This is a genomic window from Pseudomonas yangonensis, assembly GCF_009932725.1.
Lineage (GTDB): Bacteria > Pseudomonadota > Gammaproteobacteria > Pseudomonadales > Pseudomonadaceae > Aquipseudomonas > Aquipseudomonas yangonensis.
In genome coordinates this window covers 540655-566922 of sequence record NZ_BLJU01000002.1, presented here as the reverse complement: position 1 = coordinate 566922, position 26268 = coordinate 540655, and the positions used below count along the sequence as shown (strand labels likewise).

The 26268-nt window shown below is 63.3% G+C and carries 29 protein-coding genes; 3 read left to right on the top strand and 26 right to left on the bottom strand.

The window, feature by feature from the left end:
- Positions 1 to 53 precede the first annotated feature (53 nt).
- The 3 genes from GYB81_RS04345 to GYB81_RS04335 form a co-directional block, all read right to left on the bottom strand.
- Positions 54 to 947, bottom strand: coding sequence for a radical SAM protein (locus GYB81_RS04345; protein ID WP_161897737.1), 894 nt, complete (start codon positions 945 to 947; stop codon positions 54 to 56).
- A 140-nt stretch (positions 948 to 1087) separates the two neighbouring features.
- A complete protein-coding gene (locus GYB81_RS04340) occupies positions 1088 to 2056 on the bottom strand; it encodes a GTP 3',8-cyclase MoaA (protein ID WP_161897736.1) in 969 nt (322 codons plus the stop codon).
- Between the two features lie 133 nt (positions 2057 to 2189).
- The gene (locus GYB81_RS04335) at positions 2190 to 2810 is read right to left on the bottom strand and encodes a TetR/AcrR family transcriptional regulator (protein ID WP_003245158.1); all 621 of its coding nucleotides are present in this window, start codon (positions 2808 to 2810) and stop codon (positions 2190 to 2192) included.
- A gap of 75 nt (positions 2811 to 2885) precedes the next feature.
- Between GYB81_RS04335 and GYB81_RS04330 the strand changes: the two genes are divergently transcribed.
- Positions 2886 to 4019 (top strand): aminotransferase class V-fold PLP-dependent enzyme, encoded by a 1134-nt coding sequence (locus tag GYB81_RS04330; RefSeq protein WP_161897735.1) that lies wholly within the window; start codon positions 2886 to 2888, stop codon positions 4017 to 4019.
- 305 nt (positions 4020 to 4324) lie between these two features.
- Here GYB81_RS04330 and GYB81_RS04325 read toward each other — a convergent pair whose 3' ends face one another.
- The 13 genes from GYB81_RS04325 to GYB81_RS04265 form a co-directional block, all read right to left on the bottom strand.
- On the bottom strand, positions 4325 to 5107 hold the full coding sequence (locus GYB81_RS04325; protein ID WP_161866443.1) for a TatD family hydrolase: 783 nt from the start codon (positions 5105 to 5107) through the stop codon (positions 4325 to 4327).
- A 114-nt stretch (positions 5108 to 5221) separates the two neighbouring features.
- Positions 5222 to 5578: a PilZ domain-containing protein gene (locus GYB81_RS04320; protein ID WP_003245164.1), complete on the bottom strand. Its 357-nt coding sequence runs from the start codon at positions 5576 to 5578 to the stop codon at positions 5222 to 5224.
- A 126-nt stretch (positions 5579 to 5704) separates the two neighbouring features.
- Positions 5705 to 6697 (bottom strand): DNA polymerase III subunit delta', encoded by a 993-nt coding sequence (locus GYB81_RS04315; protein WP_161866444.1) that lies wholly within the window; start codon positions 6695 to 6697, stop codon positions 5705 to 5707.
- Positions 6690 to 7322: a dTMP kinase gene (gene tmk / locus GYB81_RS04310; RefSeq protein ID WP_161866445.1), complete on the bottom strand. Its 633-nt coding sequence runs from the start codon at positions 7320 to 7322 to the stop codon at positions 6690 to 6692. Before tmk ends, GYB81_RS04315 begins: the two co-directional genes overlap by 8 nt.
- A gap of 9 nt (positions 7323 to 7331) precedes the next feature.
- Positions 7332 to 8387 carry an endolytic transglycosylase MltG gene (gene mltG, locus GYB81_RS04305; protein WP_161866446.1) on the bottom strand — a complete coding sequence of 352 codons (1056 nt, stop codon included), beginning with the start codon at positions 8385 to 8387 and terminating at the stop codon, positions 7332 to 7334.
- Positions 8388 to 8390: 3 nt separating this feature from the next.
- Complete coding sequence (gene pabC, locus GYB81_RS04300; RefSeq protein WP_161866447.1) at positions 8391 to 9206, bottom strand: aminodeoxychorismate lyase; 816 nt, start codon at positions 9204 to 9206, stop codon at positions 8391 to 8393.
- Complete coding sequence (fabF, locus tag GYB81_RS04295) at positions 9206 to 10450, bottom strand: beta-ketoacyl-ACP synthase II (protein WP_161866448.1); 1245 nt, start codon at positions 10448 to 10450, stop codon at positions 9206 to 9208. The genes pabC and fabF overlap by 1 nt, the downstream gene beginning before the upstream one ends.
- Before the next feature lie 111 nt (positions 10451 to 10561).
- Positions 10562 to 10798 carry an acyl carrier protein gene (acpP, locus tag GYB81_RS04290; protein ID WP_003245177.1) on the bottom strand — a complete coding sequence of 79 codons (237 nt, stop codon included), beginning with the start codon at positions 10796 to 10798 and terminating at the stop codon, positions 10562 to 10564.
- A gap of 228 nt (positions 10799 to 11026) precedes the next feature.
- Positions 11027 to 11770, bottom strand: coding sequence for a 3-oxoacyl-ACP reductase FabG (gene fabG, locus GYB81_RS04285; RefSeq protein WP_013714817.1), 744 nt, complete (start codon positions 11768 to 11770; stop codon positions 11027 to 11029).
- Positions 11771 to 11785: 15 nt separating this feature from the next.
- Positions 11786 to 12724, bottom strand: a complete 939-nt coding sequence (gene fabD, locus GYB81_RS04280) for an ACP S-malonyltransferase (RefSeq protein WP_161866449.1) — start codon at positions 12722 to 12724, stop codon at positions 11786 to 11788.
- A gap of 126 nt (positions 12725 to 12850) precedes the next feature.
- Entirely contained in the window at positions 12851 to 13861 is a 1011-nt protein-coding gene (gene plsX, locus GYB81_RS04275) for a phosphate acyltransferase PlsX (protein WP_161866450.1), read from the bottom strand.
- 3 nt (positions 13862 to 13864) lie between these two features.
- Positions 13865 to 14047: a 50S ribosomal protein L32 gene (gene rpmF, locus GYB81_RS04270; protein ID WP_003245185.1), complete on the bottom strand. Its 183-nt coding sequence runs from the start codon at positions 14045 to 14047 to the stop codon at positions 13865 to 13867.
- 13 nt (positions 14048 to 14060) lie between these two features.
- Positions 14061 to 14588: a YceD family protein gene (locus GYB81_RS04265; protein WP_003245186.1), complete on the bottom strand. Its 528-nt coding sequence runs from the start codon at positions 14586 to 14588 to the stop codon at positions 14061 to 14063.
- 119 nt (positions 14589 to 14707) lie between these two features.
- Between GYB81_RS04265 and GYB81_RS04260 the strand changes: the two genes are divergently transcribed.
- Entirely contained in the window at positions 14708 to 15289 is a 582-nt protein-coding gene (locus GYB81_RS04260) for a Maf family protein (RefSeq protein ID WP_161866451.1), read from the top strand.
- 67 nt (positions 15290 to 15356) lie between these two features.
- Here GYB81_RS04260 and sppA read toward each other — a convergent pair whose 3' ends face one another.
- From sppA to rluC, 3 genes are read right to left on the bottom strand one after another with little or no spacing between them, the layout of a single operon-like run.
- Positions 15357 to 16334 carry a signal peptide peptidase SppA gene (gene sppA, locus GYB81_RS04255; RefSeq protein ID WP_013714811.1) on the bottom strand — a complete coding sequence of 326 codons (978 nt, stop codon included), beginning with the start codon at positions 16332 to 16334 and terminating at the stop codon, positions 15357 to 15359.
- Positions 16324 to 17019: an HAD-IA family hydrolase gene (locus GYB81_RS04250; RefSeq protein ID WP_161866452.1), complete on the bottom strand. Its 696-nt coding sequence runs from the start codon at positions 17017 to 17019 to the stop codon at positions 16324 to 16326. The genes sppA and GYB81_RS04250 overlap by 11 nt, the downstream gene beginning before the upstream one ends.
- A complete protein-coding gene (gene rluC / locus GYB81_RS04245; protein ID WP_161866453.1) occupies positions 17012 to 17965 on the bottom strand; it encodes a 23S rRNA pseudouridine(955/2504/2580) synthase RluC in 954 nt (317 codons plus the stop codon). Before rluC ends, GYB81_RS04250 begins: the two co-directional genes overlap by 8 nt.
- A gap of 578 nt (positions 17966 to 18543) precedes the next feature.
- On the opposite strand from rluC, the gene rne reads away from it, so the two are divergent.
- Positions 18544 to 21591 carry a ribonuclease E gene (rne, locus tag GYB81_RS04240; protein WP_161866454.1) on the top strand — a complete coding sequence of 1016 codons (3048 nt, stop codon included), beginning with the start codon at positions 18544 to 18546 and terminating at the stop codon, positions 21589 to 21591.
- A 115-nt stretch (positions 21592 to 21706) separates the two neighbouring features.
- On the opposite strand, the gene murB is transcribed toward rne, so the two are convergent.
- The 7 genes from murB to pocA are packed head-to-tail and all read right to left on the bottom strand — an operon-like array spanning position 21707 to position 26219.
- Positions 21707 to 22726, bottom strand: a complete 1020-nt coding sequence (gene murB, locus GYB81_RS04235) for a UDP-N-acetylmuramate dehydrogenase (protein WP_161866455.1) — start codon at positions 22724 to 22726, stop codon at positions 21707 to 21709.
- Positions 22723 to 23187, bottom strand: a complete 465-nt coding sequence (locus GYB81_RS04230) for a low molecular weight protein-tyrosine-phosphatase (RefSeq protein WP_161866456.1) — start codon at positions 23185 to 23187, stop codon at positions 22723 to 22725. Before GYB81_RS04230 ends, murB begins: the two co-directional genes overlap by 4 nt.
- Positions 23187 to 23951, bottom strand: a complete 765-nt coding sequence (gene kdsB / locus GYB81_RS04225) for a 3-deoxy-manno-octulosonate cytidylyltransferase (RefSeq protein ID WP_161866457.1) — start codon at positions 23949 to 23951, stop codon at positions 23187 to 23189. Before kdsB ends, GYB81_RS04230 begins: the two co-directional genes overlap by 1 nt.
- Positions 23952 to 24137 (bottom strand): Trm112 family protein, encoded by a 186-nt coding sequence (locus GYB81_RS04220; protein WP_013714804.1) that lies wholly within the window; start codon positions 24135 to 24137, stop codon positions 23952 to 23954.
- 22 nt (positions 24138 to 24159) lie between these two features.
- A complete protein-coding gene (gene lpxK, locus GYB81_RS04215) occupies positions 24160 to 25161 on the bottom strand; it encodes a tetraacyldisaccharide 4'-kinase (RefSeq protein WP_161866458.1) in 1002 nt (333 codons plus the stop codon).
- Complete coding sequence (gene pocB, locus GYB81_RS04210; protein WP_090426166.1) at positions 25162 to 25590, bottom strand: flagellar polar localization protein PocB; 429 nt, start codon at positions 25588 to 25590, stop codon at positions 25162 to 25164.
- A complete protein-coding gene (gene pocA / locus GYB81_RS04205) occupies positions 25587 to 26219 on the bottom strand; it encodes a flagellar polar localization protein PocA (RefSeq protein WP_013714801.1) in 633 nt (210 codons plus the stop codon). Before pocA ends, pocB begins: the two co-directional genes overlap by 4 nt.
- Positions 26220 to 26268 lie beyond the last annotated feature (49 nt).

Sequence of the window (26268 nt, the reverse complement as noted above, 5' to 3'; positions counted from 1 at the left end):
GGTGACGGAAAACCGGCGAATGAGGCATAGATGCAGATTTTGCGCCAGCCTTGTTAAAGCCCGCGCTGCCACTCCTGACGCAGGTTCGCCTGCTGCGGTCGCTCGATGGCGCTGCGCACCTGGGCCAGAAGACGTTCCTTGTCGCGCCCCAGGTTGCCCTTGAGCACCAGATAATTGGAGGCGTGATCGCTGCGAAACACCGTCTGTTGCAGCTCCAGCCCCTGCAGCAACCGCTCGACTTCGGCGAACAGCTGCAACTGCGTCAGCGGCTGGTAATCGGCGAACTGCTGGCGAAAGCGCGCCTCGCCCATGGGGAAACTGACCACCAGGGTGGACAGGTACTCGGGTTGAGCTTCGTTCATCAGGCGCGCGGAATTGTCGGCGTGCTGATCGCTGAGCGCCTGGCCGCCCAGCCCGTTGAGAATCATTACCGAGCGGATGATGCCGGCCTGGCCGAGCTTGTCCAGAGCGGCGAGGCTGGAGTCGAAGGTTTCCCCTTTGTTGACTCGTGCCAGCACCTCGTCATCACCGGACTCGCAGCCGACGTAGGCCATCTTCAACCCGGCATCGGCCAGCTCCCTGAGCTCTTCCACCGACTTCTTGCGCAGATTGCGCGGCAGGCAATAGCTGGAAACCCTGCGGACCTCGGGCATGTAGTCACGTATGGCTTGCAGTATGGCCAGCAGACGCCGGGTCGGCAGCACCAGGGCATCGCCGTCGGCAAGAAATACGCGGCTGACGATCAGTTGCTCGCCGGCGCGACGAATCTCCTCCAGCACCTGCGCCTCGTCACGGGCGCGAAATTTCTTCTGCGGTGCGGTGTACATCTCGCAGAAGGTGCACTGGTTCCAGGAGCAGCCATTGGTGACCGGCAAAACCAACGACTGGGCTTCGCTCGGCGGACGGAACACCGGCTCGATGTAGGCGATGGGAAAGGTGGCGGACATGCGGGAGGACACTCGGTTGGTTGACGCCCCGGCAGTGTATCCGGGTCGGACGTGACTGCCGAGCCACGCGGGCTATCGCAGCAGCCGAACATCGCCCCAGCCGTCTTGCCGCCAGCGTTGTGCATGGCGCGCCCTGCGGCTCAGCCGCCGATGATCTTCATCACCGTCACGCCACCGGAAAAAGCCAGGTCCTGTTTGTCACCCAGCGCCTTGACCAATAGACGCTGCAGCGCTGGCAGGGCCTGGTGGCGCGGCTTGTCCAGCAGGTCGCCGACGAAATGGCGGTTGCTCGACGACAGGCAGCCATGCAGCCAGCCGGTGGAGGACAGGCGCAGGCGCGAACAGGTCCGGCAGAACGGTACGCTTTCATTGGCGATCACACCGAAGTGCCCCACGCCGGGAATGGCGTAGCGCAGCGCGGTGGCATCCACCGGAGCGCTGGCCTGGACATACTGGTGACGACCCCCTATCAGTTCCAGCAGCTCGGGCATGCCGACGAACTGCTGATTGAAGGTGTTGGGGTCACGTGCGAGGTGGCCCATGCGCATCAACTCGATGAAGCGCAACTCGAAGCCGCGTTCCAGGCAATAGTCGAGCAGCGGCAGCACCTGGTCGAGGTTCTGCCCACGCAACGGCACCATATTGACCTTGATCTTCATCCCGGCATCACGCGCTGCTTCCATGCCAGCCAACACGGTAGCCAGGTCCCCGCCACGGGCGATGCCGCGAAAAGCCTCGGCATCGAGGGTATCGAGGGAAACGTTCAAGCGACGGATACCGCATTCGACCAGCACCGGCAGTTTGCGCTCGAGCAACTGACCGTTGGTGGTCAGGCTGATGTCATCGAGGCCGAGCTGGCTGACCTGGTGCAGGAAAGGCTCCAGGCGCGTGCTCACCAGCGGTTCGCCACCGGTGATACGCAGACGTTCGATGCCGGCTGCTTCGATCAGGTAGGCAACACCGCGTGCCATGGCGTCAGCGGAGAGTTCGTCCTGAGCGGCGACCAGGCGCTTGCCGTTCGGCACGCAGTAGATGCAGGCGTAATTGCAGGCGGCGGTCAGGCTGACGCGAAGGTTGCGAAAGCGTCTGCCCTGGCGGTCAACGATCATGGCGTACTCCAAGCAGGATGACTGGAGTATATCGCCGTAACCGGCCGTGGCACATGGACCATCGGCCGGCTGAATGAGCGGGGTCGCATTTGCCGCAGGTCAGTGTCGCCTCGGCACGGCGCCCCGCGCCGGCTCAGTCGCGCTTGCGCTTGTTACCCATGCGCACGCCGATGTCCATGAGGAACTGGAAGAAGCCTTCCTGATCCTCGAGCACGTTGCTCCAGAACGGCGAGTGGTACAACGCTACTGCGCCGTGAACCAGCGCCCAGGCGGCGCAGTAATGGAAGTACGGCGGCACGTCTTCCAGCTTGCCTTCGGCGATGCGCCCCTTGATCAGCTGGGTCAGGCGCTCGAAGTTGGAGGCGCGGATCTTGTGCAGCTGCTCGACCATCTCCGGCACCTGATTGCCCTTGACCACCTTCTCTTCCAGGCGGTCGAACAGGCGATAGCGCTGCGGATCGCGCATGCGGAATTCGAAGTAGGCACGCGACAGCGCTTCCTTGTCGCGATCCACATCAGCCGAATGCAGCAGCTCGTTCAGATCGCGCTCGTAATCGAGCATCAGGCGCAGGTAGATCTCCGCCTTGGACTTGAAGTGCTTGTAAATAGTGCCTTTGCCGATACCAACCGCATCAGCGATCATCTCGACGGTGACGCTGTCTTCTCCTTGTTCGAGGAAGAGTTTCAGCGCGGTGTCGAGAATTTCTTGCTCGCGGCGACGGAATTCGCGGACCTTACGGGGTTCTTTCTGCATAAAGGGACTGCGGGGTCAAAAATCGAAGCCGCCTATTATGCCCAAATGTAGCCAAATTGCACGGATCATCCGACCATGTACGTGTTTCATGATGAGTTTCCCCAAGAAAGTGGATTGCGTTATCTGAACCATGCCGCGGTTGCCCCCTGGCCGAAACGCAGTGCCGAAGCGGTGCGCCGGTTCTCGGAAGCGAACGTGACCAGCGGGGCGCGTGATTATCCCGACTGGCTGAAACTGGAGCGTAGTCTGCGCGAACGCCTGATGCGCTTGCTGAACGCGCCAAGCACCGGCGATATCGCTCTGGTCAAGAACACGTCAGAAGCGCTGTCGTTCGTGGCCTTCGGTCTGGATTGGCGCCCCGGCGACCAGGTAATCATCAGTGACGAGGAATTCCCCTCCAACCGCATCGTCTGGCTGGCGCTGGCAACCCAGGGCGTGGAGGTGATCGAAGTCAGCCTCAAGGGTGATGACCCGGAAGCAGCGCTGCTCGCAGCCTTCACCCCACGTACACGCTTGCTGTCTGTCAGCGCCGTGCAGTTCGCCAGCGGCCTGCGCCTGGATTTGTCGCGCCTCGGCCGCGGCTGCCGTCAGCACGGCGTGCTGTTCTGCGTGGATGCCATCCAGCAGCTGGGCGCCCTGCCCTTCGACGTGCAGGCTTACGACTGTGATTTCGCCATGGCCGATGGCCACAAATGGATGCTCGGCCCAGAAGGTCTCGGCGTGTTCTATTGCCGCACCGCCGTGCGTGATCAGTTGCAGCTGCACGAATACGGCTGGCATATGCTGGAGCATGCTGGCGACTACACCCGCCAGGACTGGCAACCGGCACGGAGCGCCCGGCGCTTCGAATGCGGTAGCCCGAACATGCTCGGCGCCTTCGCCCTGGAAGCGAGCCTGGCGCTGCTCGAGGAAGTGGGCATGGAGCGCGTCGGCGCCTTGCTGGAGGAACGTGTGCGGCAATTGACCGACGGCATAGCCAGGTTACCCGGCGCTACGCTGCACAGTCCGCTGGATACGCAACGCCGCGCCGGCATCCTCAACTTCAGCCTGGCGGGCCGGGACAATGCTGCGTTGTATCAGCGCCTGCGCGAAGAACAGGTGATCTGTGTGCAGCGCGGGCCCGGGGTCCGCCTGTCACCGCACTTCTACACCCAGGAGCAGGTAATCGACGAAACGCTGGAGCTTCTAGCCCAGCTGGCAAAAGGGTGAGGACTCAACAGCGACCGCGGTATTCCAAATCTGTTTAAAAAACACACGATTTTGCCTGGACGCTCGCCCAACATGACCAATACTGGAACTTACTGGTGTGCGGCATCTCCCCCCAAGTGCCCCGCCAGCCAAGGTACCGTGGACCGCGTACCTTGATTTACTCCTAATGGTCTTAACCCGGATTCATCCCCCAGAGTCCGGGTTTTTTTTGCCTGGCGATTGGTAGAGGCGCTAATCGTAGCCCGGATGCAATCCGGGAAATATCTACCGATGTCCCCGGATTGCATCCGGGCTACGCCATAGTTTCAAGCCACACCAGCCAACGGGAACAGGCGCTTGAAGTTGCTCGAGGTCTGCTCGGCCAGGGTCTCGTAACTGACGCCACGCAGCACCGCCAGGTATTCAGCCACTTCCCGAACGTATTGCGGCAGATTGGGCTTGCCGCGATGCGGCACGGGCGCCAGGTAAGGCGAGTCGGTTTCCACCAGCAGGCGGTCGGCCGGTACCTGGCGGGCGACCTCGCGCAGCGCCTCGGCATTGCGGAAGGTAACGATACCGGACAGGGAAATATAGAAACCGATGTCCAGCGCGGCCTTGGCCATCTCCCAGTCTTCGGTGAAGCAGTGCAGCACGCCGGCCTGCGGCAGCGCCACCTCGCGCAGCAGGGCCAGAGTATCGGCGCGAGCCTCGCGGGTATGCACGATCACCGGTTTGCCGGTGATGCGCGCCGCTTCCAGATGCAGACGGAAGGACGCCTGCTGCAATGCAGCAGACTCCGGCTCGTAGTGGTAATCCAGTCCGGTCTCACCGATGGCGACCACCTTCGGATGCGCCAGCTCGCCCAGCAGCCAGTCCAGCGCCGGCTCCGCGCCTGGCTCGAGGTCCAGCGGATGCACGCCCACCGAGCAATCGACGTCCGCGTAGCGCTCAGCCAGGCCCTTGACCGTGGCCGCGTTGTCGGCGCTTACGCCAATGCACAGAAAATGGCCGACGCCGACGGCACGCGCCGCATCCAGGGCAGCATCCAGCGAACCGCCATGGGCAGCGAGGTCGAGACGATCAAGGTGGCAATGGGAGTCGATCAGCACAGCGGGAAAACTCGGGCAAAGGGAAAACCCGAATTGTAATCGAAAGAGGCAGGTGCCTGGACGTTCAGAGGGAGATGCTTTGACCGCGAGGGGAGTTCGCTCGCGGCCAGCGCATTACATGGTGTGCGTCGGGCGGTCGGATTTCAGCGCGCCGGCCAGGTAGGTCTCGATCTTGTTGCGCGCGGTGTTGTCACCATCGTTGAACTGTACGCCGACACCGGCGGCGCGGTTGCCCTGAGCGCCTTTCGGAGTGATCCACACCACCTTGCCGGCCACCGGGATCTTCTCCGGCTCGTCCATCAGGTTGAGCAGCATGAACACTTCATCACCGAGCTTGTAGCTCTTGTTGGTGGGAATAAAGAGCCCGCCGTTCTTGATGAAAGGCATGTAGGCCGCGTACAGCACGGACTTGTCCTTGATGGTCAGGGACAGAATTCCGTTACGGGGCCCCAGATTGGGTGGCAGGCTCATCAGCGCATTCCTGGCGTTTATTGCTTAATGCTTGATTCTAGGGCCTGTTCATACTCCGGCGCAAACCACCGGGTGGCACGCAGCCAGCAGAATGTGACGCCTTGCCGAATCCCGATGCGACCTCGGTCAGCCGCGCCCCTGCTCGGGCAGAGCGGCCCACTGCACAAGCAAGGCTTCCAGCAGCAGCACACGGTTGAGGTTGGCCTTGCCGATCACCTTCTGCCTTTGGCCAAGCAGCCATTCCTGAATGGCCAGCACCCTGGCCTGCGGCGTCTTGTCCGCCAGGTATTGCACCACCTTGCGCATATCGGCCTGGCCCAGGCCCTCCTCGTCCCTGGTCAGCTGGTAACGCAGCATCAGCTGTGCCCAGTCGCAGAACCAGTCGAACAATAGATTCAACGGCAGCGCGTTCCAGCTTTCCGCCAGCTGGCTTGGCGAAACCTGTTGCTTGAGCAGCTTCTTCACCCCCTCCACCGCCTGCGCGCGCTGCTCGCGCACGCCCTGCGCCTGCAAGCGCACAGCGGCCAGTGGCGAGCCCGCTGCCAGGGTCAGCAAATCGGCGCGCTCATCGTCGCCCAGCTCGGGCAGCGCCTGGGCCAGCCAGGCCAGGCTCGTCGCCTCGCTCGGCAGCGGGCAGGCCTGCTGTACGCAGCGACTCTTGATGGTCGGCAACAGGCGGCTGGGCTGGTGGCTGATAAGCAGCAGCACGGTATTGCCGGACGGTTCTTCAAGGCTCTTGAGTAGCGCATTGGCGGCATTGAGGTTCATCGCCTCGGCCGGCTCCAGCAACACCACCTTGCGCCCGCCAAGCTGCGCGGTCTGCACCACGAAATCGACCAGCTCGCGCACCTGATCGACCTTGATCGGCTTGTCCGCCTCCTCGGGCTCGAGCACGAAGTTGTCCGGGTGAGTGCCGGCAACCAGCAGATGACAGGATTTGCAGTTGCCGCAGGCATCCAGGCCGCTCGGGCTCTGACAGAGAAGATATGCCATCAGGCGCTCGGCCAGCGCGCGCTTGCCGATGCCGCTGGGACCATGCAGCAGGTAGGCATGGGCATGCTGGCTGCGCCCGGCCAGTTGCTGCCAGAGCGGTTGCTGCCAGGGGTAGATCTCAGCCACGGCAGGCCTCCAGCAGGCTCGGCAACAAGGTATCGATATCAGCCTGAACCTGGGCCAGGCTCTGCCCGGCATCGAGCACGCGATAACGCTGCGGCGCCTGCGCGGCGCGCTGCAGGTAGGCCTGGCGTACCGCTTCGAAGAAGCCACGGCCTTCCTGCTCGAAACGGTCCAGGCGCCCGCGCGCCGCTGCGCGCGCAAGCCCCACTTCCACAGGCAGATCGAAAATCAGCGTCAGGTTGGGGCGCAGCTCGGCCTGGACGAACTGTTCCAGCTGCGCGATGCGCTCGATGGACAGTCCTCGCCCGCCGCCCTGATAGGCGTAGGTGGCGTCGGTGAAACGGTCGCACAGCACCACGCTGCCCTTGGCCAAGGCCGGGCGAATCACTTGTTGCAGGTGCTGAGCACGGGCGGCAAACACCAGCAGCAGCTCGGTATCGGCCGCCATCGGCTCGTCGCTGGGATCGAGCAGCAGCTCGCGGATACGCTCGGCCAGCGGTGTGCCGCCCGGTTCACGGGTCAGCAGCACGTCGACGCCCTGCTCGCGCAGGCGTTCGGCCAGATACTCGCGATTGGTGCTCTTGCCAGCACCTTCCGGGCCTTCCAGGGTAATAAACAGACCGGTCACGGATTGCCCTTATTCAGTTTCGGCCGCCGCGCGAGGCGCGGGGCTGGAGCGGTAGTCGGCGCGACGCTTGAGCTGGTATTCGCGCACGGCGCGGTTGTGCTCATCCAGGGTGTTGGAGAACACATGGCTGCCGTCGCCTCGCGCGACAAAATACAGGGTGGTGCCATCGAGCGGGTTGAGCGCGGCGTGAATGGCCTCACGCCCGACCATGGCGATCGGCGTCGGCGGCATGCCGTCGATGGTGTAGGTATTGTAGGGCGTCGGCGTGCGCAGGTCTGCACGAGTGATACGACCGTTGTAGCGCTCGCCCATGCCGTAGATCACAGTAGGGTCGGTCTGCAGACGCATGCCCATGCGCAGACGGCGGACGAACACACCTGCGATTTCGCCGCGTTCCTCGGGCACGCCGGTTTCCTTCTCGATCATGGAGGCCATGATCAGTGCCTCGTACGGCTCGCGGTAGGGCAAACCCTCGGCGCGCTTCTGCCACTCTTCGGCAAGCACGGCTTCAAGGCGAGCATTGGCCTGCTTAAGCAGGTCTTCGTCGCTCATGCCGCGCACATAGCGGTAGGTGTCGGGAAAGAAGCGCCCTTCCGGATTCTGTCCGGCCAGCCCCAGACGTTCCATCAGCTGGGCATCGGTGAGATCGGCCAGACGCTGCTCCAGGCGCTCCTGACGCCCCAGGGCCGCACGCACCTGGCGGAAGTTCCAGCCCTCGACCAGCGTCAGGCTGTACTGCACCACTTCGCCGCGCTGCCACAGGCCGAGCATGTCCCGCGCGCTGTGCTCGGGCAGCAGGCGGTATTCGCCGCTGTGCATGGCCGGAGCACGCAGATTGAAACGCCAGTAAAGGCGCAGCCAGAAAGCGTTGTCGATCACGCCGTCGGCTTGCAGACGATTGAGCAGGCCGCTCGGCGTAGCGCCGGACGGCACTTCCAGAAGCATTTCTTCAGTCAGATGCAGAGGCTGTTCCAGCGCTCTGTGCTGCTGCCAGGCGGCCCCTACCACCAGCAGCGCAGCCAGCAGCACACCGCACTCGAGCAGCAACAAGATCTTGCGTAGCACCAGTTATTTACTCAGTAGGTCGCAGACGATGGCCTGCAGTTTACGGGTGAGCGGCCCGACCGACCAGTGTCGCTCTTGCAGCGCCCGTACAGGCCAGATGCCGTAAAGGCTGTTGCAGAGAAAGACTTCATCGGCACTCAGCAGTTCTTCCAATGAAATATCGCGTAACTCGATGGCCAGCCCAAGCATCTGCGCCTGCTGCAGAATCTCCGCACGCATCACCCCCGCCACGCCACAGCGCGACAGATCGGCCGTCACCAGCCCGCCGTCGATGACCAGAAACAGGTTGCTGTACACGCCTTCGATGACCCGGCCATGGCTGTCACGCATCAGCCCCTCGGCACACTCGGCGTCCTGCCACTCGGCACGCGCCAGCACCTGCTCCAGACGGTTGAGATGTTTGAGACCGGCCAGCAAGGGCTGCTCGGCCAGACGTGTCACGCAGGGGAACAGACGCACGCCCTGATCGGCGTGCACAGCGGGATACTGCGGCAAAGGTGCGGCCTGCAGGATGCGCAGCGGCTGGCAGGGCTGTGGCGGCGCATAACCGCGCTGGCCCTCACCTCGGGTAACGACCAGCTTGGCCACGCCCTCGCCCAGTTGCCCGGCAAAGGCCTGCAACTCGCCTTCCATCAGCGGCAGATCGAGAGGAATGGACAGACGCCGACAGCCATCGGCCAGGCGCGCCATATGCCGCGCCAGCAACGGGATGCGCCCGCCACGCACAGCGATGGTCTCGAACAGACCATCGCCGTAAGCCAGGCCACGGTCGCGAACCGACAGTTGCTCGCCGGGCGCGCCGTTGACCCAGCTCAGCATCAGCCGTGGTACCGACGGAACAGCAGCGAGCCGTTGGTGCCGCCGAAGCCGAAGGAGTTCGACAGGGCGATCTCGATCGGCATGGCCTTGGCCTGGTGCGCGACGAAGTCCAGGTCGCAGCCTTCGTCCGGCTCGTCCAGGTTGATGGTCGGCGGCGCGACCTGATCGCGGATCGCCAGCACGCTGAAGATCGCTTCCACCGCGCCCGCAGCCCCCAGCAGGTGACCGGTCATGGACTTGGTCGAGCTGACCGCCAGCTTGTAGGCGTGATCACCGAACACGCTCTTCACCGCTGCCGCTTCGGCAATATCGCCAGCCGGAGTCGAGGTGCCGTGCGCGTTGATGTACTGCACCTGGTCGGCATTGATGCCCGCATCACGCAGGGCTGCCGCCATGCAGCGCGCCGCACCGGCGCCATCTTCGGGCGGCGAGGTCATGTGGAAGGCGTCGCCGCTCATACCGAAACCGATCAGCTCGGCATAGATGGTGGCGCCACGCGCCTTGGCGTGTTCCAGTTCTTCCAGCACCAGGGCGCCGGAACCGTCGGACAGCACGAAGCCGTCACGGCCCTTGTCCCACGGGCGGCTGGCCTTGGTCGGCTCGTCGTTGCGAGTCGACAGCGCACGCGCCGCACCGAAACCGCCCATGCCCAGGCCGCAGGCCGCCATCTCGGCGCCGCCGGCGACCATGACGTCAGCTTCGCCATAGGCGATATTGCGTGCGGCCATGCCGATGCAATGGGTGCCGGTGGTACACGCCGTGGCGATGGCGTAGTTCGGCCCCTGCAGCCCCAGGTGGATCGACAGGAAACCGGAAATCATGTTGATGATCGAGCCCGGCACGAAGAACGGCGAAATGCGCCGCGGCCCCTGCTCGTGCAGCGATTTGCAGTTGTTCTCGATATTGGTCAGGCCGCCGATACCTGAGCCCATGGCCACACCGATACGCTCGCGATTGGCATCGGTGATTTCCAGGCCGGAATCACGCACGGCCTGGAAGCAGGCAGCGAGACCGTACTGGATGAACAGGTCGAGCTTGCGCGCCTCCTTGGCAGAGAGGTACTCCTCGACGTTGAAGCCCTTGAGCGACCCGCCAAAACGGGTGGAGTAGGCCGACAGGTCCATATGCTCGATCAGACCGATGCCACTGCGCCCGGCCAAAATGCCCTGCCAGCTGCTCGGCACATCGTTACCCAGCGGCGACAGCATGCCCATACCGGTAACCACGACGCGTCTACGCGACACAGCAATCTCCTCTTGTTCTACTCAGGCGCTACATGCGCCTTGCACGTAAAGAAAAGCCGCACGCCTGATGAGGGCAGTGCGGCTTTTCTCGGTCAGAAAGCTGACTGTGACTTATTGCGCGTGGGCAGTCACGTAGTCGATGGCTTCCTGAACGGTGGTGATCTTCTCAGCTTGCTCGTCCGGGATCTCGGTCTCGAATTCTTCCTCGAGAGCCATCACCAGCTCAACGGTGTCAAGAGAGTCGGCACCCAGGTCTTCGACGAAGGAAGCGCTGTTGGTTACTTCCTCTTCCTTGACGCCAAGTTGCTCAGCAACGATTTTCTTGACGCGTTCTTCGATGGTGCTCATACCTTGTTTTCACTCCTATTGGACAAATCCAGGCAGCTGGTAGCGGCCAAGTGTATAGAAAGGGTTTTTAGCATTTCAAGCTGAATGCCGGGGAGCCCCCAGGAACACTTCAACGATCTGTCTATAAACCTGTTGCAGCTTTATAACGGATTTTAGACAGCCACTATGACAGTTTTCTGATGGCTCGCGTCACATTCGAGAACCTCCGGACAGTCGGAGGCGGCCTTTTTAGCTCATGTACATACCGCCGTTCACCGGAATAGTAGCCCCAGTGACGTAGCCTGCGCCATCGGAAGCCAGGAAACCGACGACCTTGGCGATCTCTTCGGCCTGGCCCAGACGGCCCAGCGGAATCTGCGTCAGCAGCGCGTCGCGCTGTGCTTCCGGCAGCTCGCGAGTCATGTCGGTGTCGATGAAACCAGGAGCTACCGAGTTGACGGTAATGCCGCGCGAACCGACTTCACGCGCCAGAGCGCGGCTGAAACCTTCCAGACCGGCCTTGGCGGCAGCGTAATTGGCCTGTCCGGCATTGCCCATGGCACCAACCACGGAACCGATGTTGATGATCCGGCCGAAGCGTGCCTTGGTCATGCCACGCAGCACACCCTTGGACAGGCGATAGAGGCTGTTGAGGTTGGTGTCGATGACATCGAACCACTCGTCGTCTTTCATGCGCAGCATCAGGTTGTCGCGGGTGATACCGGCGTTGTTAACCAGAATGGCCGGCGCACCGAACTGCTCGGCGATAGCACCCAGCACGGCCTCGACGGACTCGGCACTGGTCACGTTCAGCTCCATGCCGGTACCGCTGATGCCGTGCTCTTTCAGCGTGGCAGCGATGCGCTCGGCACCGGATGCCGAAGTGGCAGTGCCGATGACGATGGCGCCCTGACGGCCCAGCTCAAGAGCGATTGCCTGGCCGATACCACGGCTGGCGCCAGTGACCAGCGCGACCTTACCTTGCAGACTCATGTTCGTTCTCCTTTCTCAAGCCAACGCAGCACGAGCAGCGGCGAAAGCGTCGGGGGTATCCAGATTGTGGGTGTTGATGCCTTTGACGCAGCGCTTGTTCAGGCCGCTGAGCACCTTGCCGGGGCCGCACTCGACCAGATCGGTTACGCCCTGCTCGGACAGACGCACCATGGACTCTACCCAGCGAACCGGGCTGTACAGCTGCGCCAGCAGGTCGGCCTTCAGGGTGGCCAGATCGGACACCACGGCGGCGCTGACGTTCTGCACCAGCGGGATCTGCGGCGCCTGCCAGTTCAATGCCTCGACCGACTCGGCGAAACGCTCGGCAGCGGGCTTCATCAGCGCGCAGTGCGACGGCACGCTGACCGGCAGCGCCATGGCGCGCTTGGCACCACGCGCCTTGCACGCCTCGATGGCACGCTCGACGGCAGCCGCGCTACCGGCGATCACCACCTGGCCCGGGGCGTTGAAGTTCACCGCACTGACCACATCGCCCTGCGCCGCTTCGGCACAGGCAGCCAGCACGTCGGCATCTTCCAGGCCGAGGATGGCGGCCATGCCACCCTGCCCGGCCGGAACAGCCTGCTGCATCAGTTGACCGCGGCGCTCCACCAGCTTCACGGCGTCGGTAAAGCCGATGCTGCCCGCGGCGACCAGCGCGGAGTACTCACCCAGGCTGTGACCGGCGACGAACGCCGGCTTGGCGCCACCCTCGGCCAGCCAGAGACGCCACAGGGCGATGGAGGCGGTAAGAATGGCCGGCTGGGTCTTGTCGGTCTGGTTCAGTTGCTCTTCCGGGCCTTGCTGGGTCAGCGCCCAGAGGTCGTAACCGAGCGCTTCGGAGGCTTCGCCGAAGGTATCGAGTACCAGCTTCTGCTGGGCACCGTGATCGGCGAGCATGGCCAGGGCTTGCGAACCCTGACCGGGAAAGACGAATGCGAGGGATGCAGACATGAATAAGTCCCTTGAGTCGAAAAACCAGCGCCAGGCGAGCCTGGCGCAGCAAACTGACAGTTGGATGACAGGCCGCGTGCCGCGGTCACATTCCGCCGCAGCCCATACCCTGAAAACGCGACGAGTCTACAGCAACAAGTCCTCAAGTCGACCATGCAGTCGCTGCGGCAAATTTTCCTGCACCTCACGCAGCGCACAGCGAATGGCGCTCTGAAAGCTCTCCTGCCCCGCCGCGCCATGGCTCTTGACCACGATGCCCTGCAGCCCGAGAAAGCTCGCGCCATTGTGCCGAGCGGGAGCCAGGTCGGCCTTGAGACGGCGCAGCAGCGGCATCGCCAAAGCCCCGACCGCCTGAGCGAACAACCCCTCATTGAACAGCGTCTCGACCCGGCCAGTGATCATCTTCGCCAGGCCTTCGCTGGACTTGAGCAGGATGTTGCCGACAAAGCCGTCGCACACCACGACATCGGCTTCGCCACGGTACACTCCATCGCCTTCTATATAGCCGATGAAGTTCAGCCCGCTCGCCTGCTGCAGCAGGCTGGCGGCCAGCTTGACCTGCTGATTGCCCTTGATGTCTTCGGTACCGACATTGAGCAAGGCGACCCGCGGCCGAGACACACCCAGCGTCTCGGCCGCCACGGCGCCCATGATCGCGAACTGATAGAGATGCTCGGCACTGCAGTCGACATTGGCGCCCAGATCCAGCAGGTAACAATGGCCCCGCTCGGTCGGAATCGGGCTGACCATGGCCGGCCGGTCGATACCTGGCAGCGTCTTGAGCACATAACGCGAAAGCGCCATAAGCGCACCGGTATTACCGGCACTGACGCAGGCATGCGCCTGACGCTGACGTACCAGCTCCAGGGCCACGCGCATCGAGGCATCGGGCTTGCCGCGCAAGGCCTGAGCCGGACGCTCGTCCATGGCGATCACTTCACTGGCGTGATGAACCTGCAGGCGCGAGCGATCGACGCCGGACTGGCGAGCGAGCTGTTCTTCGATGAGGGGAGCTTGGCCGACGAGAGCCAGGTGCAGCGAGGGGAATTCAGCCAGCGCAGAAGTGCAGGCCGGAACAATGCAGTGGGGACCGAAGTCCCCACCCATTGCATCAATCGCGATGATCGAGGCGGACAAGGATTACTCGTCAGCGCCCTTGTCGATCACTTTGCGACCGCGGTACACGCCTTCCGGAGAAACGTGGTGGCGCAGGTGAACTTCACCGGTGCTCTTCTCTACGGACAGGGTGCTGGCCTCGAGAGCGTCGTGCGAACGACGCATGTCGCGGGCGGAACGGGATTTTTTGTTCTGCTGAACAGCCATAACTCATTAACTCCTAAACGTTTGGGTCACGCTTTAACTGCGCCAATACACTGAACGGGTTGGACCGCGATACCTCGTCCTCGCCCGGCTCGGGCTCATCGAGACCGTCCGGCTGCTGGCAATCACCTGGGGCATGAGCAGGAACGATCGGCAGGGCGAGAAGCAATTCATCCTCGACCAGACCGAGCAGCTCCAGCGGCTCTTCACCCACTTCCAGCACGTCGTAGCCCTTCGGCAAGGACTGAGTGTTCGCTCCAACCCGAACCACCGCGTATTCACATTCGCTGCGGATGGGTAGCGCGACCAGCTCCAGACAACGCTGGCAGACCATTTTGACCTCAACCTCGAGCTCACTGCGGATCACCACAGTTTTCTGCTCGTCACGCCCGAAATGAAATTTCGCCTGCACCGTGCCAGCCGTATCGGCAAGCGGGTCGCAGAGACGCGGCAGGCTGGCCAGTTCGAGCTGCCCTTCGAGGGTAGCTTCGCGGTCGGCGAGCTTGCGCGGATCAACGTGAGGTGGAATCGGCCCATTCAACATAGGCGCAGCATTCTAGGGATGCACCCTGCCCATGTCAAAGGAAATTCGGCCTGTCGTCCAATAGCAACGATCAGTAGAATTTCCCGCCCGCCTGCAGACATATATAAAAGGAAAAGAACATGCCCGCGCTGCTGCTCGCCTCCAGCTCCCCCTACCGCCGCGAGCTGCTCGAACGCCTGCGACTGCCCTTCACCTGGCAGTCGCCCAGCATCGACGAAAGCCGACGAGAGGGCGAAGCGGCCATCGATCTGGTCAAGCGCCTGGCCGAAGAAAAGGCCCGCGCCCTCGCCACCGACCAACCCGACCTCCTGATCATCGGCTCTGACCAGGTCGCCGTACTGGGCAACGGCCAGATACTCGGCAAGCCACACGACCTGCCAAGAGCCCAGCAACAGCTGCGCGCCGCCAGCGGCAGCAGTGTTACCTTTCTGACCGGCCTGGCATTGCTCAATACCAGTACCGGTAGGTGCCAGGTGGACTGCGTGCCCTTTACCGTACATTTCCGCCCGCTCAGCGACGAGCAGATTCTGCGCTACCTGCAACGCGAGCAGCCATTCGACTGTGCCGGCAGCTTCAAGTCCGAAGGACTGGGTATCAGCCTGTTCCGCAGCACCGAGGGCGAGGACGCCACCAGCCTGATCGGCCTGCCGCTGATTCGCCTGGTGGACATGCTGCTGAACGAGGGCGTGGAGATTCCGTAGGGCGGGTGCAACCCGCCAATATCTGCCAGGAGAGAATTTATTCGCGAATAAATTCTCTCCTACAGAATCAGCGCAGCGTCGGCCCCTGGAAGCCCATCCACAACGCAATGCGATCGGCCACACTGGTACCCAGGCGCTTGGCGAAACGGTCGAACGGCGTGTCACGTTGGGTGAAATCGACCATTTCCTTCTCGCCGATCACTTCACGCGCCACGTAGCTGGCACTGCCCAGCGCGTCGACCAACCCAAGTTGCAGCGCCTGCTCGCCAGACCAGACCAACCCCGAGAACAACTCGGGATGCTCGTCTGCCTTGAGACGATCACCACGCCCCTTCTTCACACTGTCGATGAACTGGCGATGAGTGGTATCGAGCACGGTTTTCCAGAAACGGGTTTCCTCTTCCTTCTGCGGCTGGAACGGATCGAGGAATGCCTTGTGCTCACCCGAGGTGTAGACGCGACGCTCGACGCCGAGCTTCTCCATGGTTTCGACGAAGCCGAAACTGGCTGCCGTGACACCGATGGAACCGACCAGACTCGCCTTGTCGGCATAGATCTCATCGGCCGCACTGGCGATGTAATAGGCACCAGAGGCCCCCAGGTCACTGATCACCGCATAGACCTTGGTCTGCGGGTACTCGCCGCGCAGGCGGCGAATCTCGTCATAGATATAGCCGGACTGCACCGGACTTCCGCCAGGGCTGTTGATGCGCAGGATCACGCCCTTGGTATTGGTATCTTCGAAAGCCGCACGCAGGCTACCCACGACCTTGTCGGCACTGGCCTCCTCGCGATCGGCGATCATGCCGCGAATTTCGATCAGCGCGGTATGAGCGGTGGTGGTCGAGGCCGATTTCAGATCGAGCGCCGGCAACACCAATGCCAATGCGCCGAACAGATAGATAAAGGTCAGCAGCTTGAAAAAGATGCCCCAGCGACGCGAACGGCGCTGCTCCTGAACGCTGGAAAGCAGGGCTTTCTCCAGCAGCTTCCAGCTCTTGGCATCCTCGCCCGACGAAGACGATGACTTCCACTCATCCGACATGCTCACTCACCTCTGCAGAACGCTGCGCGCGATAGCCTTCCAGCCATGCACGCAGCTCATTAAATTCGTTGATCGCCAGTCGCGGCGAGCATTCGCGCAACAGCGACAGCGGCTGCGCACCAAAACCCACCGCAACCGCATCCATCCCCGCATTGCGCGCCATCAAGAGATCGAAGGTCGAGTCTCCGACCATCAGCGCGCGCTCAGGCTGCACCCGGCAATGTGCAAGAATCTCGTGCAGCATCAGCGGATCGGGCTTGCTCGCCGTCTCGTCAGCGCAACGGGTGATATCGAAGTAATCCAACCAACCCTTGTCGGCCAGTACCCGATGCAGCCCCTTGCGCCCCTTGCCGGTCGCGACAGCCAATTGATAACCCTGCTCGCGAAAGGCTTCGAGCGACTCGCTCACACCGTCGAATAACGGTGAAGGCTCGGTTTCCAGCGCCAGATACTGCTCACTGTAGGCGCTACGGATGGCTTCGATACGCAACGGCTCATCGAGTTCCGGATAGAGCGTGCGAATCGCCACCCCCAGTTCCAGCCCAATGATGCCGCGCACTGCGACATCCGTGCAGCGCGGCACGCCCGTCACATCGGCGGCTCGATGCATGGCTTCGACGATACGGCCGATGGAGTCCACCAGCGTGCCGTCCCAGTCGAAGATCAGCAGTTGATAGTCAGGCACTGAGCCGCTCCAGGGTCCTGGCCCACATCTCATCCACTGGCGCCTCGAGCTTCAGCACTCCACCCTCAGGCAGCGGCACATGCAATTCGTAGGCATGCAGGAACAGGCGCTTGCCACCCAATTCGCGAATCTCGCGGGTGAACTCGTCATCACCGTATTTGGAGTCACCAGCGATGGAGTGCCCGGCATGCTTGGCGTGCACGCGAATCTGGTGAGTGCGGCCGGTCACCGGCTTGGCCTCGACCAGCGTGGCGAAATCACCGAAGCGGCGCAGCACGCGGAACAACGTCAGCGCCTCCTTGCCCTCGTCATCGACCTCGACCATGCGCTCGCCGGAGCGCAGGTTGCTCTTCTGCAGCGGCGCATTGACCTGCTTCCTGGCTGTCGCCCAGTGGCCGCGCACCAGCGCCATGTAGCGCTTGTCGACGCCATCGCCTCGCAGCTGCTCATGCAGATGACGCAACATGCTGCGCTTCTTGGCGATCATCAGAAGACCGGACGTATCGCGATCCAGGCGATGAACCAGTTCCAGATCCTTGGCATCAGGGCGCAGCTGACGGAAGGCCTCGATCACCCCGTAATTCAAGCCACTGCCACCATGCACGGCGATGCCGGCCGGCTTGTTCAGCACGATCAGCGCCTTGTCCTCGTAGACGATCGCTGCCTCGAGACGCTCGAGCAGCCCCTGCGCCAGCGGCTCGGGCTCGTCGCGCTCGGCAAGGCGCAGCGGTGGCACGCGCACCACATCGCCGGCCTGGAGTTTGTATTCGGGCTTGATCCGCCCCTTGTTCACACGCACCTCGCCCTTGCGCAGAATGCGGTAGATCAGGGTCTTGGGCACGCCCTTGAGCTGAGCCCGAAGGAAATTGTCGATGCGTTGGCCGGCGAGTTCCGGTGCAACCTCGATCAGCTGGACGCCGGAGGTTGGAGAGGCAGGAGTAGTCATCGCGCAATCATAACAATTTTTTATGGAATTGAAGCACTTAATCATTGCTGCTATAGTCGCGAACGCCGCCAAAAGTGGCCTGGCTTGTGGATGATTGCCAAACTTGCCATCCCCTGCCCGCGCAAACCTTACTTGGACGTGAGGCCGTCCCACGGATTCTTCAGGTTAGAAAGGCCGCAAAAGGCCATGAAGATTTCGGAAATAAAGCCTTGAGTATGATGCGCGATTCGCCCGCAGGGCGGTCGCGGTAAATGACAACCGCTGCGGAATCCGCGCGCGGCACCCGATTTTCAGCGATACGTGTAGGGTGGAGATGTACAACTGTCGGACTGCGTAGCATATCGCTTGATCAAAGACGCCTCATCTCGTCCGCTACCGCCAGTTGATTCCTCTTCCTGACTGAGTGCTTCTGTCACCACAGCAAGCAGGAGACGTCCGTCGCGACCGCAGCCTCTGATGGCAGGCCGTCGCTCGACAGTGGAACGATTTACGACCGTTTCTGACGCGCCTGACACCGACCCTGAGAGTCGTGTGTGCCTAACGTGGCTTCCGCTAGCCCCGGAACCCATTGGTACCACATGAAAAGAATGCTAATTAACGCGACTCAGCCTGAAGAGTTGCGTGTTGCCCTGGTAGATGGCCAAAAACTCTACGATCTGGACATCGAGTCCGGCGCCCGCGAACAGAAGAAGGCCAATATCTACAAAGGCCGCATCACCCGCGTAGAACCCAGCCTCGAAGCCGCCTTCGTCGACTTCGGCTCAGAACGCCACGGCTTCCTCCCCCTCAAAGAAATCTCCCGCGAATACTTCTCCAAGGCCCCTGAAGGCGGCCGCATCAACATCAAGGACGTGCTCAAGGAAGGCCAGGAAGTCATCGTCCAGGTCGAGAAGGAAGAGCGCGGCAACAAGGGCGCAGCCCTGACCACCTTCATCAGCCTGGCCGGCCGTTACCTGGTGCTGATGCCGAACAACCCGCGTGCCGGCGGCATCTCTCGCCGCATCGAAGGCGAAGAGCGCAACGAACTGCGCGAAGCACTGAACGGCCTCAACGCTCCGGCCGACATGGGTCTGATCGTTCGCACCGCCGGTCTGGGCCGCTCCAGCGAAGAAATGCAGTGGGACCTCGACTACCTGCTGCAACTGTGGAGCGCCATCAAGGAAGCCTCCACCAGCCGCCCTGCCCCGTTCCTGATCTACCAGGAATCCAATGTCATCATCCGCGCCATCCGCGACTACCTGCGCCAGGACATCGGCGAAGTGCTGGTCGACAGCGTCGAAGCCCAGGAAGAAGCGCTTGCCTTCATCCAGCAGGTGATGCCGCAATACGCCAGCAAGATCAAGCTGTACGAAGACAGCGTGCCGCTGTTCAACCGCTTCCAGATCGAAAGCCAGATCGAGACCGCCTTCCAGCGCGAAGTGAAGCTGCCGTCCGGTGGCTCCATCGTCATCGACCCGACCGAAGCCCTGGTTTCCATCGACATCAACTCGGCGCGCGCCACCAAGGGCAGCGACATCGAGGAAACCGCGCTGCAGACCAACCTGGAAGCGGCCGAAGAAATCGCCCGTCAGCTGCGCCTGCGCGACATCGGCGGCCTGATCGTCATCGACTTCATCGACATGACGCCGACCAAGAACCAGCGCGCCGTCGAAGACAAGGTACGTGAAGCCCTGGCCGCCGACCGTGCCCGCGTTCAGGTCGGTCGCATCTCGCGCTTCGGCCTGCTGGAAATGTCCCGTCAGCGTCTGCGTCCGTCCCTGGGCGAGACCAGCGGCATCGTCTGCCCGCGCTGCAACGGCCAAGGCATCATCCGCGACGTGGAATCCCTGTCGCTGGCCATCCTGCGCCTGATCGAAGAAGAAGCGCTGAAGGATCGCACCGCCGAAGTCCGCGCTCAGGTACCGATCCCGGTCGCTGCCTTCCTGCTCAACGAGAAGCGCAACTCGATCACCAAGATCGAACTGCGCACCCGTGCGCGCATCGTGATCCTGCCCAACGATCACCTGGAAACTCCGCATTTCGAAGTACAGCGTCTGCGTGACGACAGCCCGGAGGCGCTGAGCGGCCAGACCAGCTACGAGATCGCCGCCACCGCGGAAAACGAGGAAGCTGCCGCTCACCCGACCGCAGCGACCCGCACCCTGGTTCGCCAGGAAGCCGCGATCAAGGCCGCACCGCGCAGCAGCGCTCCGGTTGCCGCCGAACCGCAACCGGCGCCACTGGCTCCGACCAAATCGCCTGAGCCGAGCCTGTTCAAGGGCCTGGTGAAGTCCCTGGTCAGTCTCTTCGCCGGCAAGGAAGAAGAGACCCAGCCTGCGGTTACCGAGAAGAAGAGCAATGAGCGTCCGCCGCGCGAAGAGCGTCGCAACGGTCGCCAGCAGAGCCGTAACCGTGGCGGTCGCCGCGATGACGAACGCAAGCCGCGCGAAGAGCGCGCACCGCGTGAAGAGCGTCAGGCCCGTGAACCGCGTGAAGAGCGCCAACCTCGCGAAGAGCGTGCTCCGCGTGAAGAGCGTGCCCCACGCGAGCCGCGCGAAGGCCAGGAAAACCGTCGCGAGCGCAAGCCGCGCGAAGAGCGTGCCCCGCGTGAAGAGCGCGTACGTGAACTGCGCGAGCCGTTGGACGCCGGTAACGAGCAACGCGAAGAGCGTGCCGAGCGCCAGCCGCGGGTCGAGCGCCAGGAACGTCAGCGTCCGCCGCGCGAAGAACGTCAGCCGCGTGCCGAGCAGGCCGAGGCTCTGCAGGATGAAGCACTGCCGAATGAAGAGCAGCTGCAGGATGACGAGCAGGACAACAATGACGGTGAGCGCCCGCGCCGCCGCTCCCGTGGTCAGCGTCGCCGCAGCAACCGTCGCGAGCGTCAGCGTGATGCCGACGGCAACCTGATCGAAAGCGCCGAGAACAGCGAAGCCGCCGGTAACGAAGCTCAGACTGCCGCTCAGGCAGCTGTCCCAGCTGCTGCCGTGGCGACAGCCGCTGCAGTGGTTGCCGAAAGCGTCGACAGCAGCGAGAACGTCGCCAGCGAAGCTCCGACTGCTGAAGCGCCCGCTCAAGCTGAAGCACCAGCCGCTGAAGCGGTCGAGGTGAAAGTCGATGCGGTCGCGGTGGAAGTGGCCGAAAGCGCTCCGGTCGCGGAGAAAGCGCAGGAAGCCGAACCGGCTGCTGCAGCCGAAGCACCTGTTGTCGCCGAAGCGCCGACCGCCGAGCCTGCAGTTCAGGCCGAGCCGGTTGCCGAAGCCGTTCAGCCTGCCCCGGCTCCGGTCGAGCCGGCACCCGCTCCGGCACCGGTAGCCGCCAATGCCACCGGCCGTGCACCGAACGATCCGCGCGAAGTGCGTCGTCGTCAGCGTGAAGCCGAGCGTCTGGCCCGCGAAGCTGCTCAAGCCGCTGCTGCAGCCCCGGCTGTAGAAGCTGCCCCAGTAGTCGACGCCGCTCCGTTCGCTGAAGCAAGCGCCCCGGCAGAAGCCGAAGCCGCTGCAGTCGAAACCGCTCCTGCGGTGGAGCCGGTCGCTGAAGCCGAAACCAGCTCTGTCGTCAGCGAGCAAAGCGTGAGCGAAGCGGTAGAGCAAGCGCAGCCGGAAGAAGAAACGCCAGCCGACAAGGAGGAGGTCAAGCCTCAGGCTTGATCCTCCTGCGGTCACTAAAAAGGGGATGCCTAGGCATCCCCTTTTTCATTTCCGTCACTGGTAGCCCGGATGCAATCCGGGGGCGGCGGCTGCCGGATCACGCCTGGGGCAACGCTCAAAGCACGTTCGGTTCGATTTCCAGCGCTACGCCAAAACGCTGCAAGATATCGCTCTGGATGCGCTGCGCCAGCTGCAGCAGTTGCGCACCTGTGGCGCTGCCGTAGTTGACCAGCACCAGCGCCTGCAGACGATGCACGCCGGCATCACCCTCGCGCACCCCCTTCCACCCTGCCCGCTCGATCAGCCAGCCGGCGGCCAGCTTCACCAGACCATCGCCCGCCGGATAGCTGACCAGATCGGCATGCTCGCCACGGATGCGCGCGGCCAGCTCGAACGACACCACCGGGTTCTTGAAGAAACTGCCGGCATTGCCCAGTTCAGCGGGATTGGGCAGCTTTTCGCTGCGAATGGCGCAGATGGCCTGGCTGACGTCGCTGGCAGTCGGCACTTCCACGCCCATTTCGGCAAGGCGCTGGCGCACTGGACCGTAGTCCAGGCGCAACGAAGCCAGGCGACTCAAACAAAAGCGCACGCGCAGGATCAGCCAGCGCCCGGCTTCGCGCTTGAACAGGCTGTCGCGATAGGCGAAGGCGCATTCCTCCAGAGCGAAATCGCGCAGCTCGCCGGTATGCCGATCCAGCGCGGTCAGGCCGGCGAACAGATCCTTGATTTCCACACCATAGGCGCCGATGTTCTGCATCGGCGCGGCGCCCACGGTGCCGGGAATCAGGCTGAGGTTTTCCAGACCGTTCAGGCCCTGTGCCAGGCTCCACTGCACGAACGGATGCCAGGGCTCGCCGGCTTCGGCCTCCACCAGCACCTGCTCGCCATCGTCCTCGAGGATGCGAATGCCACGGCTGGCCATGCGCAGCACCAGCGCCTCGACATCGCGGGTCAGCAGCAGGTTGCTGCCACCGCCGATCACCAGCAGCGGCAAGCCCTGCTGATTTGCCAGGTTCAGCGCCTCGCGAACATCGTCATCGTTGTGGGCTTCAGCGAAACAGCGTGCGCGTACATCGACGCCAAAGCTGTTGAAGGCCTTGAGCGAAACGTCGCTCTGCAGATTCAGAGTCACAGGCGCCCCTTGATTTCGTTCAGCAGCGCATCGCTGGCCTGCTCGATCAGGTCCAGCACCTGCTCGAAGCCCTCTTCGCCGCCGTAGTACGGGTCGGGCACCTCATCCAGCGCCAGCTCATAGCGACGCAGGTACAGATCCAGATCGGCGCGGGCTTCGGCCGGGCGCAGCGCCTTGAGATTGCGCAGATTGCTCTGATCCATGGCCAGGATAAGGTCGAAGCGCTGAAAATCAGCGGCCTCGACCTGACGCGCACGCTGCGCGGACAGATCATAGCCACGGCGCAGCGCGGCCTGGCGCGTACGACTGTCCGGCGCCTTGCCGACGTGCCAGTCGCCGGTGCCGGCGGAATCCACCTGCACCCGATCGTCCAGCCCTGCCGCACGCAGCTTGTGACGGAAAACGCCTTCAGCCGTGGGCGAACGGCAGATGTTGCCCAGACAAACGAACAGGACCTTCATCAGGCCCCCAGCAGGTGGCGCACCCGCTCCAGGTCTTCGGCGGTATCGACACCGGCAGCCGGTGCTTCGAGGGCATCGGCGACATGGATACGCACACCGTTGTACAACGCGCGCAGCTGCTCCAGGCACTCGGTATCTTCCAGCCAGCACGGGCCCCAGGCGACGAAGTCATGCAGGAAGCCCGCGCGGTAGGCATAGATGCCGATATGACGGCGGTACGGCACGCCTTGCGGCAGCACGTCGCGGCTCTTGGCAAAGGCGTCGCGCGCCCAGGCCAGCGGCGCGCGACTGAAGGTCAGGGCCAGGCCATGCTTGTCGGCGACCACCTTGACCACATTGGGGTTGAACAGCGCGGTGACGTCTTCGATGGGCTCGGCCAGGGTGGCGATGCCTGCCTGCGGGTTGGCCGCCAGGTTGGCCGCCACCTGATCGATGATCACAGGCGGAATAAGCGGCTCGTCACCCTGCACGTTGACCACGATGGCATCGGCCGGCAGGCCGAGCTGGGTAGCCACTTCGGCCAGACGGTCGGTGCCGGAGTTGTGATCCTCGCGAGTCAGCAGTACCTCGGCGCCGAAAGCCTTGCAGGCCTCGACGATGCGCGCATCGTCGGTGGCGATCACCACGCGGCTGGCCGAACTCTTGCTCGCCTGCTCCCAGACGTGCTGCACCATCGGCTTGCCGGCGATGTCCTGCAGCGGCTTGCCGGGCAGACGGGTGGAGGCGTAACGGGCGGGAATCACGACAGTGAAGGCTGCGCTCATTTACTTGTCCAGACGCTCGTCGGTATTGAGGGTGCGTGCTTCGCTTTCCAGCATCACCGGGATACCGTCGCGAATCGGGTAGGCCACGCCGGCACCCTTGCTGATCAGTTCGGTCTTGTCTTCGGAAAGCTGCAGCGGGCCCTTGCAAATCGGGCAGGCGAGAATGTCGAGCAGTTTAAGGTCCATGGCGCAGTCCTTGGTGAGGTCATCAAGACCCCGGTATGAGGCGAGCCAGCTCCTTGTCCAACCAGTCGACGAAAGCCGGCGTGGGCACGGCGTCGACGGCCAGGTACCACCAGTCGGCGGCGGCGAAGGCCCGGCATTTCACCGCATCCTTTTCCGTCATCAGCAGGGGCAGCGGCGGCTCGAAGCTGAGCTGGGCGGCATCGTACTGCGCATGATCGGCAAAGGGGTGCGGAACCGGGCGCCAGTTTAGCGCTTCGAGGGTATTGAAGAAACGCTGCGGGTTGCCGATGCCGGCGACCGCATGCACGGCCTGGCCGGGCGGGAAGTGCTCGAGACCGAGACGTTCGCCACTGGCCAGGTTGACCAACGCGGACGGCTGCAGGCGAAAGGCGTAACCCTCGGCACTATCGGTGTCGGCGCCGTTGAACAGCACGGCATCCACCTCAGCCAGACGCTCGGCCGGCTCGCGCAGCGGCCCGGCCGGCAGGCAGCGGCGATTGCCCAGACCGCGGGCGGCGTCGATCAGCACCAGCTCCAGATCGCGTGCCAGGCGGTAGTGCTGCAGACCATCGTCGCAGAGGATCAGGTCCAGTGGTTCTTCGGCCAGCAGCGCACGCACGGCGCGGCTGCGGTCCGGGTCGATCATCAAGGGCGCGCCCGTACGCTGGACGATCAGCAGCGGCTCGTCACCGGCCTGTGCGGCCGATTGATCGGCACGCACTCGCCACGGCAGGCTCGGCGGCATGGCGCCATAGCCGCGGCTGACCACGCCAACCTTGAGGCCACGGGCGCGGCAGTGCTCGATCAGAAAGAGAATCAGCGGCGTCTTGCCGGTGCCGCCGACGGTGATGTTGCCCACCACCAGTACCGGTACCGGCGCCCTGTAGATGTCGCCCTCGCCGGCGAGAAACCGCGCGCGCTTGCCCTGCACCACGCGGCGGTAAAGCCACCCCAGCGGGCGCAGCAGCGCCAGCGCCGGGTGGCCGCGGTACCAGGCCTCGAGCAGGCGATCGGCGGCGCTCACTTAGGGAGTTTCCTGTGCTTCCACCGTGGTGATGCGCAGGTGCGAGAAGCCCAGCTTGCCAGCGGCGTCCATGGCGGTGATCACCGCCTGATGCGGCGTCTTGCCGTCAGCGCTGATGATCAGCGGCAGGCTGTTGTCGCCATCGGATTCCTTCTGCAGGGCAGCCATGAGATTGCTCAGGTTGCTTTCCAGCAGCGCCTTGCCGTTGACCGAAAACGCGCCGTCGGCACCGATCAGTACCTCGACCTGCTTGAGCTCGGTCTGCTCCGGCGGCGTGCCGCTGGCCGCCTCGGGCAGGTCGACCTTGAGCTGGGTCTCGCGGGTGAAGGTGGTGGTGACCACGAAGAACAGCAGCAGGATGAATACCACGTCGATCAACGAGGCCAGGTTGATCTCGACGTTCTCCCGCGGTTTACGCCGGAATTTCACGCCTTGCCCTCGCCCAGGTCGACGTCGCGATCACCCTGGACCATTTCCACCAGCTTGATCGCTTCCTGCTCCATGCCCACCACCAGCTCGTCGACGCGGCGCTGCAGGTAGCGATGGAAGAACAGTGCCGGAATCGCCACCATCAGGCCGGCTGCGGTGGTGATCAGGGCCTTGGAGATGCCTCCGGCGAGCATCGGCGCGTTGGCCATGCCCGAGCCCATGAAGGAGCTGAAGATTTCGATCATGCCCAGCACGGTGCCGAGCAGGCCGAGCAGCGGTGCGATGCCGGCGATGGTGCCGAGGGCGTTGAGGTAGCGCTCCAGATCATGGATGACGCGCGCGGCGGCCTCTTCGATGCATTCCTTCATGATCTCGCGACCATGCTTGGAGTTGGCCAGGCCGGCGGCGAGAATCTGCCCCAGCGGCGAATCCTCACGCAGCTCCTTGAGCTTCTGATTGTTGAGTTTCTTGTCCTTGATCCAGCGCCATACCTGGGCCAGCAGATTGGCCGGAGTGACGCGGGCGGGCCGCAGGGTCCACAGGCGCTCGGCAACGATACCGGCAGCAGCGATGGAACAGAGAATGATCGGCAGCATCATCCAGCCGCCAGCTTTGACCAGTTCCCACACGGTAGAGAATCCCCCTCGAAAAAGTGGCGCCACTCTAGCATAGGGCGCA